This is a genomic window from Lacticaseibacillus jixianensis (genome assembly GCF_003946485.1).
In the GTDB taxonomy this organism is placed as follows: domain Bacteria; phylum Bacillota; class Bacilli; order Lactobacillales; family Lactobacillaceae; genus Lacticaseibacillus; species Lacticaseibacillus jixianensis.
Genome location: NZ_RHOJ01000013.1, coordinates 37,469 through 50,283, shown reverse-complemented (window position 1 = coordinate 50,283; position 12,815 = coordinate 37,469). Strand labels below are relative to the sequence as shown.

General features: G+C 62.2%; 9 protein-coding genes and 1 pseudogene. 7 read left to right on the top strand and 3 right to left on the bottom strand.

The annotated features are described in order from the left end of the window. The first annotated feature begins 394 nt into the window (after positions 1-394). Genes dltC through EKM85_RS06695 form a run of 3 tightly spaced genes read left to right on the top strand, consistent with a single transcriptional unit; the run spans position 395 to position 3,059 of the window. Positions 395-628: a D-alanine--poly(phosphoribitol) ligase subunit DltC gene (gene dltC, locus EKM85_RS06705; protein WP_125585500.1), complete on the top strand. Its 234-nt coding sequence runs from the start codon at positions 395-397 to the stop codon at positions 626-628. Beyond that, positions 628-1,881, top strand: a complete 1,254-nt coding sequence (gene dltD / locus EKM85_RS06700; RefSeq protein ID WP_125585499.1) for a D-alanyl-lipoteichoic acid biosynthesis protein DltD — start codon at positions 628-630, stop codon at positions 1,879-1,881. The genes dltC and dltD overlap by 1 nt, the downstream gene beginning before the upstream one ends. Beyond that, positions 1,878-3,059 (top strand): serine hydrolase domain-containing protein, encoded by a 1,182-nt coding sequence (locus EKM85_RS06695; RefSeq protein WP_125585498.1) that lies wholly within the window; start codon positions 1,878-1,880, stop codon positions 3,057-3,059. The genes dltD and EKM85_RS06695 overlap by 4 nt, the downstream gene beginning before the upstream one ends. 77 nt (positions 3,060-3,136) lie before the next feature. On the opposite strand, the gene argH is transcribed toward EKM85_RS06695, so the two are convergent. The 3 genes from argH to EKM85_RS06680 all read right to left on the bottom strand — a co-directional run bounded on the left by argH (position 3,137) and on the right by EKM85_RS06680 (position 7,306). Next, on the bottom strand, positions 3,137-4,540 hold the full coding sequence (gene argH / locus EKM85_RS06690; protein WP_125585497.1) for an argininosuccinate lyase: 1,404 nt from the start codon (positions 4,538-4,540) through the stop codon (positions 3,137-3,139). Next, positions 4,540-5,760, bottom strand: coding sequence for an argininosuccinate synthase (locus EKM85_RS06685; protein WP_125585522.1), 1,221 nt, complete (start codon positions 5,758-5,760; stop codon positions 4,540-4,542). The genes argH and EKM85_RS06685 overlap by 1 nt, the downstream gene beginning before the upstream one ends. 85 nt (positions 5,761-5,845) lie before the next feature. Further along, positions 5,846-7,306, bottom strand: a complete 1,461-nt coding sequence (locus EKM85_RS06680) for an ABC transporter substrate-binding protein/permease (RefSeq protein WP_125585496.1) — start codon at positions 7,304-7,306, stop codon at positions 5,846-5,848. 191 nt (positions 7,307-7,497) lie between these two features. Between EKM85_RS06680 and yycF the strand changes: the two genes are divergently transcribed. The 4 genes and pseudogenes from yycF to EKM85_RS06660 all read left to right on the top strand — a co-directional run bounded on the left by yycF (position 7,498) and on the right by EKM85_RS06660 (position 12,698). Continuing rightward, a complete protein-coding gene (gene yycF / locus EKM85_RS06675; protein ID WP_125585495.1) occupies positions 7,498-8,208 on the top strand; it encodes a response regulator YycF in 711 nt (236 codons plus the stop codon). Between the two features lie 433 nt (positions 8,209-8,641). Next, the gene (gene walK / locus EKM85_RS06670; protein WP_125585494.1) at positions 8,642-10,546 is read left to right on the top strand and encodes a cell wall metabolism sensor histidine kinase WalK; all 1,905 of its coding nucleotides are present in this window, start codon (positions 8,642-8,644) and stop codon (positions 10,544-10,546) included. Further along, positions 10,536-11,777: pseudogene (locus EKM85_RS06665) on the top strand (YycH family regulatory protein); the annotation flags it as partial. The gene walK and the pseudogene EKM85_RS06665, both read left to right, overlap by 11 nt. Positions 11,778-11,897: 120 nt before the next feature. Next, on the top strand, positions 11,898-12,698 hold the full coding sequence (locus EKM85_RS06660) for a two-component system regulatory protein YycI (RefSeq protein WP_125585492.1): 801 nt from the start codon (positions 11,898-11,900) through the stop codon (positions 12,696-12,698). Positions 12,699-12,815: the final 117 nt, after the last annotated feature.

Genomic DNA, 12,815 nt, shown 5'->3' with positions numbered 1-12,815 from the left:
GTGTTCTTTGCCGGCGAGGCGCTGGGCGTAGCTAGGTGCTCGGGCGTTGCTCACCGGAGCGCAACTAATAAGGCTGCGGAGGTGAGCGCCCTTAGCCCGACGCCCAGCCTAGCTCAGCGCATTGCCGGCGTTCTCTGCCGGCGAGGCGCTGGGCGTAGCTAGGTGCTCGGGCGTTGCTCACCGGAGCGCAACTAGTAAGGCTGCGAAGTGAGGCGCACTTAGCCCGACAGCCAGCCTAGCCGCGAGAATTGCCGGCGTTCTTGGCCGGCGAGGCTTGCGGCGTAGCTGGATGCTCGGGCGTTGCCTCGCTGAGCGCGACTAGGCTGCAAAGCCCGCCACCGCGGCGAAGAATCTCGCCAATTCACGCATTTAACAAACAAAAGGAGAAACAATCATGGACAAAAAAGCAACGGTACTCTCAATTCTCAACGATCTGACCGGTGAGGACTTCACCAACAACCTCGACGAAGACCTGTTTGACTCTGGCCTGCTCGACTCCATGGACACCGTTCAGCTGCTGCTACAGCTGCAAGCGCAGCTGGGGATGGCCGTGCCGGTGTCCGAGTTTGACCGCAGCCAGTGGAACACCCCGGCCAAGATCATCAAGCAAGCCGAGGACGCGGCGTAATGAAAAGGCGACTCTGGCAAATCTTCGGCCCGGTCGTGCTGGCCGCGCTGCTGGTGATCGGCGTCCTGCTGGCGCCGCTGCCCAGCGGCCGCATCGCCAAGGACAAGCTGGCCGCCGAGGCGGTGTCGCTTTCGCCCAACGTCCTGGGCGGCGCGCGGGTGAAGCAGCAGGCGCAGGCCAATGGCTACGTCCCGTTTTTCGGGTCGTCCGAGCTGGCGCGCATGGACCCGTTCCACCCGTCGACCCTGGCGGCCAAGTACCACCGCGCGTACCGGCCGCTGCTGCTCGGCGATCCGGGGACCCAGTCGCTGGTGCACTTTGTCGATGACCAGTCGCAGCTGGCCCAGCTGAAGGGAAAAAAGGCGGTGCTCATCGTCTCGATGCAGTGGTTCACCAAGCAGGGGCAGATCCCGGCGGCGTTTGACATGTACTACTCGCCGCTTCAGCTGTCTTTGTGGCTGCTGCGGGCCCGCGGCAGCGAGGCCGACCGCTACGCCGCGCGCCGGCTGCTGAAAATGGACGCCCCGGCCAAAAGCCGGCTCGACCGGCAGGCGCTGTACCAGATCGCAGCCGGCGGGCCCGTCAGCGGCTGGGTGCGCCCGGCCCTGCAGGCGCGCCTGCAGATGCTGAGAAACGAGGACCGGCTCTTTTCCCGGTTCACCGGCGCGGCCAACTGGCACCGCATTGAGGCGGGGGAAAAGCAGCTGCCTAGCACGGATGATCCGGCCGTCTTGAACCGGCTGGCGACCCAGATCGCCAAGCAGCACACCCGCCACAACCGGCTGGGCATCGACGATCGCTTTTTCCGCGAGCGCTTAGGCCACGGCAAGCTGAAGGCCCTGCGCGGCAGCCAGCGCCACTTCGAGTACCGCCTGGGGCCGGAGTACGGCGATTTTGAGCTGCTGCTGCAGGAGTTTGCCAAGAACCACACGACCGTTCAGTTCGTCATTCCGCCGATCAACGCGCGGTGGGCGGCCTACACGGGGCTGTCGGTGCCTAACTACGAGCAGGCGGTGGCCAAGCTCAAGTACCAGCTGCGCAGCCAGGGCTTCACCCATGTGCTGGATCTGAGCAAAGACGGCAACCAGCCGTACTTCATGCAGGACACCATTCACCTGGGCTGGCGCGGGTGGCTGGCGGTCGACCACACGGTGGCGCCGTTTCTGACGCAGCCGCAGCCGGCTGAGCACCACCGGCTGAACGGCCACTTCTTCGGCCGCGCGTGGGCGAACTCCACCGAGGTGCCCCAATGAGACGGGCCAAGAACCACGCCAGGCGTCAGCGCGGCGTGCGGCGGCTGATCGCTAGCTTCGCGCTGGGCGGGGCGCTGCTGCTGGGGCTGGGCTTTGCGCTGGGCCGGCAGACCGCGCCCCAACCGCGGCCGCATGCCGCGGCCAAGGTGGCGGTCAGGCGCGCCCCGGTAAAGCGGCGGCATGCCGCAAGGCCGGCCCCGGCCGTGCCGCGCGCCATTGATGCGCCGATCCAGGCCAGCTTGAAGGCGCGGCTGTCGGCGCAGCACTTCTCCGGCACCGGCATCGTGATCAAACACGGGCGGCTGGTGGCCAGCGTGAGCATGGGGCTGGCCAGCGTCAAGCGGCACCTGGCCAACCGGGAGGACACGCTGTACGAGATCGACTCGCTGCAAAAAAGCCTCACCAGCGGGCTGGTGATGCAGCTGCTGGACGCCGGCAAGCTGACGCTCACCACGCCGATCGGCAACTACTACCCGCAGTTCAAGCAGGACCCTCAGCTGACCGTGGGCGCCTTGATGAGAATGCAGTCGGGGCTGCGGGCGACCGCTTCCTTGGTGCCGCATTACCGCTCCGACGCCCAGCTGGTCAACGCCGTGGCCAGCCGGCTGACTTTTCAGCGCCAGTACTTCGGCACCTGGGCCTACACCCCCGCCAACTACGTCCTGCTGGCGGGCATCGTGGAGAAGATCACGGGCCGCTCGTACGAGGCGCTGTTCAAGGCCGCCTACCCGCAGCGCCTGCACCTGACCCACACAGTGATGGCCTACGCGCTAAAGCCCGGCATGAATTACGCTTCGGGCTACGTGCTGCAAGGCAGCCAGCTCTACGCGCAGCAGCAGTTCACCAGCCTGGACCAGATGCACGCGGAGCTGGGCACGGGGCAGGTGTACATGAGCGCGTTGGACTTCTACCAGGCGGTACGCTCGCTGGTGCGCGGCCGGCTGCTGGGCGCCAGCCGCGATCAGGTCTACCACCCCGGTGAGCACTACTGCGGCGGCTTTTATCAGGATGTGCCGGGCTTCATGCGCGCCAACGGCTCCGGCTATGGCTACATCTCCACGATGCAGCTGGCCCGCGACGGGCAGGCCGCCGTCATCCTCCTGGGCAACGTGCAGGGCCACCGCCGGGCGGACATCATCCAGGTGGCCGACCAGATGCGCAGGGAGTTCCTGCAATAGCCAACATTACAGACAGAAAAACAGGGTCCTGCCAGCTGGGCAGGACCCTGTTTGGGATGGTTTGGGGCGGAGACAAGTTAAGCGTTTTTAGCGTTTGTGCTCCGCTGTGCCAACAAAGATTTGGCCCGTTTAACTTCCTTTTCGACGTTCGCCGGTGCCGTGCCGCCCAAGCTGGTGCGACGGTTGACGGCGGCCTCGGCCGTGAGCTCCTGGTAGACGTCCTCCTGGATCTGCGGGGCCGCTTCTTGCAGCTCCTGGAGCGGCATGTCCTGCAGACTCTGGTGGGTCTCGATGCCGTGCAGGACCAGCTTGCCGACGATGCCGTGGGCGGTGCGGAACGGCACGCCCTTGGTCGCCAGGTAGTCGGCCAGCTCGGTGGCGTTGCTAAAGTCGTTTGTCGTGGCGTCGTGCATGCGCGTATTGTGCACCTTCACGGTTTCCAGCATGCCGGCGAAAATGTGCAGGGAGCCGAGGATCGTGTTGTAGGCGTCAAACACGGGCTCCTTGTCCTCCTGCATGTCCTTGTTGTAGGCCAGCGGCAGGCTCTTCATCGTGGTGAGCAGGCCCATCAAGGCGCCGTACACCCGGCCGGTCTTGCCGCGCACCAGCTCGGCGAAGTCGGCGTTCTTCTTTTGCGGCATGATGGAGCTGCCGGTGGCGAAGCGGTCGTCCATCTCGATGTAGTTGAACTCGTACGTGCACCACAAGATGAGCTCTTCGGCCAGCCGGCTTAGGTGCTGCATCAGGATCGCGGCGTTGCTCAGAAATTCCAGGGCGAAGTCGCGGTCGGACACGGCGTCCAGGCTGTTGTGGTAGACCTGATCGAAGCCGAGCTGCGCGGCCACGTACTCGCGGTCGAGGGGAAAAGTGGTGCCGGCCAGCGCCGCGGCGCCCAGCGGCAGCATGTCCGTGTGCTGCTGGTTGAATTCAAACCGCTCGTAGTCGCGCTGCAGCATCTCAAAGTAGGCGAGCAGGTAGTGCCCGTAGGTGATCGGCTGGGCGTGCTGCATGTGGGTGTAGCCGGGCATGATGGTGCCGGCGTTCTCCTCGGCCTTTTCCACCAGCACCGTCTGCAGGTTGGTGATGGCTTCCTTGATCTCCGGCAGGCGGTTTTTCAGCCAGAGGTGAAAATCGGTGGCCACCTGGTCGTTGCGCGAGCGTGCGGTGTGCAGCTTGCCGGCGACCGGGCCGATCAGGGCGGTCAGGAGGCTTTCCATGTTCAGGTGGATGTCCTCGTTCTCCACGGTGAAGTGCAGCTCGCCCGCGGCCAGCTTTTGCATGAGGACGTTCAGGCCGGCTTCGATGGTCTTGGCGTCCGCTGCGGGGATGATGTGCTGCTTGCCGAGCATCTTGACGTGGGCGATGGAGGCGGTCAGGTCTTCTTTGGCCATCTGCTGGTCAAAGCTGATCGAGGCGCCGAACGTGTCGACCCACTTGGCAGCCTTGGCGGTGAAGCGCCCGCCCCAGAGCTTATCGGTCATTATTTCTCCTCCGGCTTTTGGGAGTGGACGTGGTTGACTTCCTCGTAAACGGTGGCCGGCAGGGTCCAGAGCTTGATGAAGCCGGCCGCGGCCTCCTGGTCGAAGGTGTCAGCCGAGGTGTAGGTGGCGAGGTTCTCGTCGTACAGGGAGTTGGTGTCCGACTTGCGGGCGACCGGCACGGCGGAGCCCTTGTACAGCTTCATCTTAACGACGCCGTTGACGACCTTTTGCGTGTCGTCAACGAAGGCCATCAGGCTGTCGAACAGCGGGGTGATCCACTTGGCCTCGTAGATCATGTTGGTGAGCTGTTGCTCGATCAGCGGCTTGTAGTGGGCGACGTCGCGCTCCAGCGTGAGGTTTTCCATTTCGTGGTGGGCGGCCATGATGACGGCCGCGGCCGGCGCCTCGTAGACCTCGCGGGACTTGATGCCGACCATGCGGTTTTCGATCTTATCGATGCGGCCGATGCCGTTATCGCCGGCCAGCTTGTTCAGCGCCTTGATCAGGTCGGCCAGCTTCATCTGCTTGCCGTCGATGGCGACGGGGATGCCTTTTTCAAACGTCAGGTCGAGGAAGGTCGGCTGGTCCGGGGCGGCCTCAGGGGCGACGGTCATGCCCCAGGCGTCGTCGGGTGCCTGGTTCCACGGGTTCTCCAGGATGCCGGCTTCGTTGGCGCGGCCCCAGAGGTTGGCGTCAATGGAGTACGGGGACTTCTTGCCGATCGGCACCGGCACGTTGTGCTCCTTGGCGTAGTCGATTTCCTCTTCGCGGGACCAGTGAAAATCGCGGATCGGGTCCTCGATCTTCAGCTGCGGATCCAGCGCGTGGATCGCGGCCTCAAAGCGAACCTGGTCGTTGCCCTTGCCGGTGGAGCCATGCGCGATCGCGACGGCGCCGTGCTGGTGGGCAATCTCAACCAGATGCTTGATGATGAGCGGCCGCGACAGGGCGGACACCAGCGGGTAGTCGCCTTCGTACAAGGCGTTGGCCTTGATCACCGGGGTGACGTACTCATCGGCGAACTCGTCTTGCGCGTCGATCGCGTAGCTTTCAATGGCGCCGACCTTGAGGGCCTTTTGCTGGATGAAGGCCATGTCCGCGTTCGGCTGGCCGACGTTCAGGCACACGGCGATCACGTCGTAGCCGCGGTCTTGAAGCCACGGGATCGCCACAGAAGTATCCAAGCCGCCAGAATAAGCCAACACGATTTTATCAGTCATCATTAGTTCCTCCTCAAAATTTAGGTCTCGCTTACATCATAACGCCCCGCGGCTGCCCGCGGGGCGCTTTCTAATCTTTCCCTTACTAGTTCATCCGGTGTTCGATGAAGCCCAGCGCCCGGCTGAGAATGAAGGTCATGGCGAAGTAGATGAGCGCCACGATCATCATTGGGTAGAACGGTTCGAACGACGCGCCCTGGACGGTGGTCCCTTCAAACATCAGCTCGGTGGCCCCGATCACGGACAGCACGGAAGATTCCTTGATGTCGGTGACGAACTCATTGCCCAGCGCCGGCCAGATGTTCTTGACCGCCTGCGGCAAGACGACGTAGCGGGTGGTTTCGCCGTTGCTCAGGCCCAGGCTGCGGGCCGCTTCGGTTTGGCCGATCGGCACGGAGTTCAGCCCGGAGCGGATGATCTCGGCGACGTACGCGCCGGAGTTGATGCCCATGGCGATCGCGCCAGAGGCGAAGGCGGACAGGTTAATGCCGAGCACCTGCAGGCCGAAGAAGACGATGAAGGCCTGGACCATCAGTGGCGTGCCGCGGATGAATTCCACGTAGACCACGGCGAGCGCCTTAAGGATCCACAGCTTGGAGCGGCGCATCAAGGCGAGCAGCGTGCCCAGCACGGTGCCGGCGATGACGGTCAGCAGCGCGAACAGCAGGGTGTACAGCGCGCCTTTGATGAAGAAGCTGCCGTACTTGGCCCAGAAGCTGTTGCTTTGGTTCTGCAGGGTGTAGGCCGTGTCCATCCACTTGCTCCACAGGTGGTCTTTGCGCACCTTATTGATGGTGGTGTTGACCTGGTTCTTCAGCGTGGTGTTGCCCTTGGTCAGGGCGACGACGGTTGGCGCTTTCCCGGTGGCGAACTTCGGATCGATGATCTTCAGGCTCGGGGTCTTTTGCACGTAGGCGCCGGCCACAATGTTGGACATGACGCCGGCGTCGATCTTGCCGTACTCGACCTGGGCGATGACGTCGTTGGCCTTTTCCAGCGGCACGATGTCGGCGCCTTGCAGCTCCGCCTTGGCGATCTGCTCCTGCGTGGACTGCTTTTGGGCCCCGACCTTCTTGCCGGAGAAGTCCGCGACGTTCTTGTACTTGGCCGCCGCGTCCTTCTTGACGACCATGATCTGCTTTTCCTCGGTGTAAGACTCCGAGAAGTCGACCTGCTTGGCGCGCTCTGGCGTTTCGCTCATGCCGGAGATGACCATGTCGACCTTGCCGGTTTTGAGCGCCCCGATCAGGGCGTCAAAGCCCATTTCCTTGATCTGAAGCTTGACGCCCATGTCCTTGGCGATCTGCTTGGCCAGGGAGATGTCGGCGCCGACGATGGTGTCGGAGCCGTCGACGGTCGCGTGGAACTCCAGCGGCGCGTAGTCAGCGGAGACCCCCAAGATGACGTAGCCGCGCTGCTTGATCTGCTGCACGGTTTTCGCGTTGCTGGCCGCTTCCACCGGCTGCGCGGTCGTGGTGGTCAGTGCGGTGCCTGCAAGCAGCAGTGCTGTCAGCAGGCCAAGAACCCAATGAAATAATTTGTGCATAAGTGCCAACCCCTCAGACTTGAATTTTTATTGAATATATACCCAATTTAGGAAATATGCAAGCAAAATTGGAAAATATGCAAAATATATTCAGCCACGGGCAAAAATGGGGGCGGTTTTGGCCGCGTTTTGCCCCGTTCCCAGGAAACCGTTATAATGTAGGTAACACGCATACGCAATGGAGGCCAATTATGGCAAAAAAGATCCTAGTGGTCGACGATGAAAAGCCCATCCTGGACATCGTGAAATTCAACCTTAATAAAGAAGGCTACGACGTCGTGACGGCAGAAGACGGCGAGGAAGCCCTGGCAAAGGTGAGTGAGGAGGAACCCGACCTCATCATCCTTGATCTGATGCTGCCGAAGATCGACGGGCTGGAAGTGGCCCGGCAGGTACGCAAGGACCACGACACGCCGATCATCATGCTGACGGCGAAGGACTCGGAGATCGATAAGGTCCTCGGGCTGGAAATGGGCGCGGACGATTACGTCACCAAGCCGTTCTCCAACCGGGAGCTGGTGGCCCGCGTCAAGGCCAACCTGCGCCGCTCCGGCACCCCGGTGCAAACCGAGGCCCAGGAGCCGGAGAATCAGGAGCTGACCGTCGGCGACCTGACGATCCACCCGGACGCCTACACGGTGACCAAGCGCGGCGACAAGATCGAGCTGACGCACCGTGAGTTCGAGCTGCTGCACTACCTGGCCCAGCACCTTGGCCAGGTGATGACCCGCGAGCACCTGCTGCAAACCGTGTGGGGCTACGATTACTTCGGCGATGTCCGCACCGTCGACGTCACCGTGCGCCGCCTGCGGGAGAAGATCGAAGACAACCCGTCGCATCCCGAGTGGCTCGTCACCCGGCGCGGCGTGGGGTATTATTTGAAGAACCCGGACGCGGAGTAAGGGGCACGGACGATTGAGGTTAAGCCGATGCCGTAATCGCGTTCGGAGCGGTAACGCCCGAGCATCTAGCTACGGCAGTGGCCTCGCCAGCTAAAAGCGCTGGCAAGGCCACTACCTAGGCTAGCTGTCGGGCTAAAACCGCCGTTCCTCACAGCTTGGCTTGCAGCTTCATAATCGCGTTCGGCCAGGCAACGCCCGAGCGCCTAGCTACGCTCCAGGCATTGCCGCTGGTCTTTAGCGGCGAGGCCTGGAGATATGCTCAGACTGTAGCCATTTATGGCGTACAGTCTGACATGCGTAGCGGCTAGTCGTCGGGCTAAGTGCGCCTGGCCTCACAGCTTCACGTAATCGCGTTCGGAGCGGCAACGCCCGAGTGCCTGGCTAGGCTAGTCATCGGGCTAAAACCGCCGCTCCTCACAGCTTGGAGACTTCCATGAACAAGAAGATTCGCTTCTTTCAGTCAATCAACTTTAAAATCGCGCTAGTGTTTATTCTGCTGCTATTAGTGACGGTGGAAATCATTGGCGCGTATTTTGTGCGGTCCCTTGAGCAGCAGAACGTGGATACGTTTAAGACGGCGATCAATCTCGATCCCTACCTGCAAGATAAAGTGGCCAGCGATCTGATGAAGTCCAACACGGGGGCCGCCGATGATTCCCTGAAGGCCACGATTTCGCAGGCCGATGTCGCCAACAGCGCCACCATCGTCGTCGTTGACGCCAAGGGGACGGTGCGCGCGAATTCCAACATTAATTCGCAAAACGACATCGGCACCAAGTCCGCCAGCAACAGCATCAAAAACGTGCTGTACAGCGGTCAGCTGTTCGAAGGCTACGAGTACAACGATTCGACCGGTTCGATGTACACGAAGATCATTCCGATCAAGAATCCGAACTCGCCCGGCGACGGCAATGCGGTGATCGGCGCGGTGGCGATCACGGCGTCGATGGAGACGGTCTACAACAATATCAACCAGATCGTCCGCATCTTCCTGATCGCCAGCCTGGTCGCCGGGCTGCTGGGCGTCATCATTTCCATTGTGATCTCCCGGGCGATCACCCGGCCGATCGACGAGATGAAGAAGCAGGCCATTCGCATGGCCCGCGGCGATTACTCCGGCCAGGTCCGCATTTACGGGCAAGACGAGCTGGGCCAGCTGGCCGTCGCCGTCAACAACCTGAGTGTCCGCGTTGAGGAGGCCCAGGAGGCCAGCGAGGCCGAGCGGCGCCGGCTGGATTCCGTCCTGGCCCACATGACCGACGGCGTCATTGCGACCGACCGGCGGGGCAACGTCATCATCATCAACGAGACCGCGCTCGAATTTTTGGATACGAAAAATGAGGACGTCATCGGCGTGTCGATCCTGCGCCTGCTTAACATCGAGAAGGACTACACGCTGCGCGATCTGCTGGAGAACCAGAAAGAGCTGCTGCTGAACTTCACCGAGCAGCTGAACCACGAGCTGATCCTGCGCGTGGACTTCAGCCTGATCCAGCGCGAGACCGGGTTCATTTCCGGGATCGTCGCGGTGCTGCACGACGTCACCGAGCAGCAGAAAAACGAGCGGGAACGCCGCGAGTTCGTGTCGAACGTGTCCCATGAGCTGCGCACGCCGCTGACGTCGATGCGGTCCTACATCGAGGCGCTGAACGAAGGCGCCTGGAAGGATCCGAAAATCGCACCCCAGTTTCTGAAGGTGACCCAGGAGGAAACCGACCGGATGATCCGCATGATCAACGACCTGCTGTCGCTGTCGCGGATGGACTCCGGCACGGCCAAGATCGAAAAAGAAACCGTCAACTTGAACGAGTTCTTCAACTACATCCTGGACCGCTTCGACATGATGCTCAAAACGGATAACGAATCCGCCGGCGCCGACAACAACCAGGTCGAGCCGCTGAACACCACGCCGCACAAGCAGTACACGATCCGCCGCGAGATCACCAAGCGCGATCTGTGGGTCGAGATCGACCAGGACAAGTTCATGCAGGTCATCGACAACATCATGAACAACGCGATCAAGTACAGCCCGGACGGCGGCATCATCACCGCGCGGCTGCTTGAGACCCACAACCACGTGATCCTGTCGATCCAAGACCAAGGGCTGGGGATCCCGCGCCAGGACATCAGCAAAGTCTTCGACCGCTTCTACCGCGTCGACAAGGCGCGCTCGCGCAAGCAGGGCGGCACCGGGCTGGGCCTGGCCATCTCCAAGGAGGTCGTCGAGGCGCTGGGCGGCCGCATCTGGGTCGATTCACGCGAAGGCAAGGGCAGCACCTTCTACATCTCGCTGCCGTACCAGCCAATAGACGAAGGGGGCGATTGGGATGAAGCTTAGCGGATTGATCCTGCGCGTCTCTTTGACGGCGATGGTGCTGCTCAGCCTCGTGTTCTCGGCGCTGATCTGGCGCAACCCGTCGCGCCTGGGCCGCACCGAAACGGATAGCACGCTTAAAACCACCCAGGCGACCGGCGCCAGTGCGCAGGCGGCCTACCTGCTGGTGCCGACCTCGGCTTACTACCAGGCGGCCGGCGGGAAGGTGCAGCTCCTGCAGCCCGACGCCTCCTCGACGGGCCAGATCCACGAGACGATCCATGACTGGCAGCTGAAGAAGATCAACCGGTCCGTCCAGCTGAGCACCAGTGCGCTGGCCGCGCTGCTCACCCAGCAGGAGACGCTGCAGCTGACGTTTGGCGCGCCGGTCACGTTCAAGGCCTTCAACGCCAACTACTTTGCGACCCCGGTGAAAAACGCGCCTGATTTTCAGTTCAACCGCATGATCATCGACCTGAGCGGCAGCAAGCCGAAGCTGACCTTGGTGGAAGACAACACGCGCATGAGCCGCACAGCCACGCTGGGCAAGGCGCCGCTGGCCGGACTGCAGGCCTACCTGAAAAAGACGCGGCCAAGCGGGCTGCCGGTCCAGGAGAAGCGCCTGAACGGCAAGCTGATGACCTTCTACACCCAGGGCATCGCCGTCAGTCCCTACGCGTTTTTGCTGGATCAGCAGACGGCGAACCACTTCGTCTCGCTGCTGATGCCGACCACCTCAACGGCGGCGGTCGACAGCCGCGAGCTCGGCGACGAGTCGATCTACACGCTCGGCGACGTCCGGCTGACGCTGAACAGTTCGTCCAACGTGGTCCAGTTCGAGGACCCGGCCAAGACCGTCGCCAGCAAGGCGCTCACCACGGCCCTGACCAAGAGCGAGGCGGCCATCGCCAAGCTGAACCTGCAGGGGATCACCGCCATGCACTACTTCGGCTACGAGAAGGGCAGCCGCACCGTCAGCTACCGCTCCTACGCCCAGGGCCTGCCGATTTTCAACAACCTGGACAACGGGGTCGTGCAGACCTCAAGCACTAGCTCCGGCTTGACCATGAACTTTTCTTTGGACAACTTGACCGTGGCCATCCCCACCTCCCAGGCGAAAAAGCAGCTGCCGTCCACGCAGCAGGTGCTGAGCGAGCTCGCCACGGCGGGGTACGCCCAATCCACGATCCAGAACATCTGCCTGGGCTACTACTGGCGGCCGCAAACGGCCAGCTCCCAGGTCGTGGACCTGACGCCGTCGTACTTTGTTGAGATCAACGGCCAGTACCGCCGCTACACCGAGTGGCTGACGCCGGACACGGCGCCGGCCAACCGCGGCGCCGTTCAGATCATTCAGTAGAAAGGAGCGCGCCTAATGGATTTTCGCCGCATCGAAATGATTTTTCTCATTGTCTTCATCGCGCTGAACGTCTTCTTGGGGATCAGCTTCTTTCAAAGTCAGCAGGTGGACCTTGCCTCGGCGGGCAGCGGCACGACTGAGATCCTTCAGGACATCAAGCGCGACGACATCAAGCTGCCCAAGCTGAGTACCGCCCCGGCACGCGGCGCGTACCTGGCCAGCACCCAGGCCTCGCCGCTGCGGCAAGACGCCGCGGCGCTGAAGGACCAGACCCTGCGCTTTAGTGCGGACGATCCGCTGACGCTGAACGCGACGTTGACGACGCCGCTCAGCGTTAAGACCGGCACGGCGGCCAAGCTGCGCCGCTGGGTCAAGCAGGCCGATCACGTCGTGCACGGCCGCGGCTACGTCTTCCAGACGGCCCTGTCCACGGCGACGAGCTACGTGTTTGCCCAGAAAATAGCGGGTAAGCTGGTCAACGACCCGCGCGCCCAGCTCACTCTGCACGTGGCAGACGGCAGCCTGACCGGCTACACGCAGACCTACCTCAAGAACCTTGTCACCCTGCGCGACAAGGTGACCCTGTGCACCGCGCAGGACGCCGTCACCACGCTGTACCGGGAAAACGAGATCGCCAGCAACTCCAAGGTGCTGTGGGTCCGCCTGTCCTACACGTACCTCCTGAACGCCAAGGGCAGCACCGTCTACGTTCCCGCCTGGTCGGTCGGCATTGAAAGCCAGGGCGCCAAGAATCTCACCGTCAAGAAGGTCAATGCCATCAACAAGACGATCATGAAGACGCACACGGAAGACTAAGCGCTGTGCACCAAGAGGAACAGGTAAAGAAGGCCTGAGGGACCGATCAGTCGGTCCCTCAGGCCTTCTCTTTTTGGTTAACGGCTGTTGGTAAATTCGGGTCAAAACCATTAATTT

Coding starts and splice junctions, on each gene's coding strand:
- dltC (WP_125585500.1), top strand. CDS start 395: ATGGACAAAAAAGCAACGGTACTCTCAATTCTCAACGATCTGACCGGT.
- dltD (WP_125585499.1), top strand. CDS start 628: ATGAAAAGGCGACTCTGGCAAATCTTCGGCCCGGTCGTGCTGGCCGCG.
- EKM85_RS06695 (WP_125585498.1), top strand. CDS start 1,878: ATGAGACGGGCCAAGAACCACGCCAGGCGTCAGCGCGGCGTGCGGCGG.
- argH (WP_125585497.1), bottom strand. CDS start 4,540: ATGACCGATAAGCTCTGGGGCGGGCGCTTCACCGCCAAGGCTGCCAAG.
- EKM85_RS06685 (WP_125585522.1), bottom strand. CDS start 5,760: ATGACTGATAAAATCGTGTTGGCTTATTCTGGCGGCTTGGATACTTCT.
- EKM85_RS06680 (WP_125585496.1), bottom strand. CDS start 7,306: ATGCACAAATTATTTCATTGGGTTCTTGGCCTGCTGACAGCACTGCTG.
- yycF (WP_125585495.1), top strand. CDS start 7,498: ATGGCAAAAAAGATCCTAGTGGTCGACGATGAAAAGCCCATCCTGGAC.
- walK (WP_125585494.1), top strand. CDS start 8,642: ATGAACAAGAAGATTCGCTTCTTTCAGTCAATCAACTTTAAAATCGCG.
- EKM85_RS06660 (WP_125585492.1), top strand. CDS start 11,898: ATGGATTTTCGCCGCATCGAAATGATTTTTCTCATTGTCTTCATCGCG.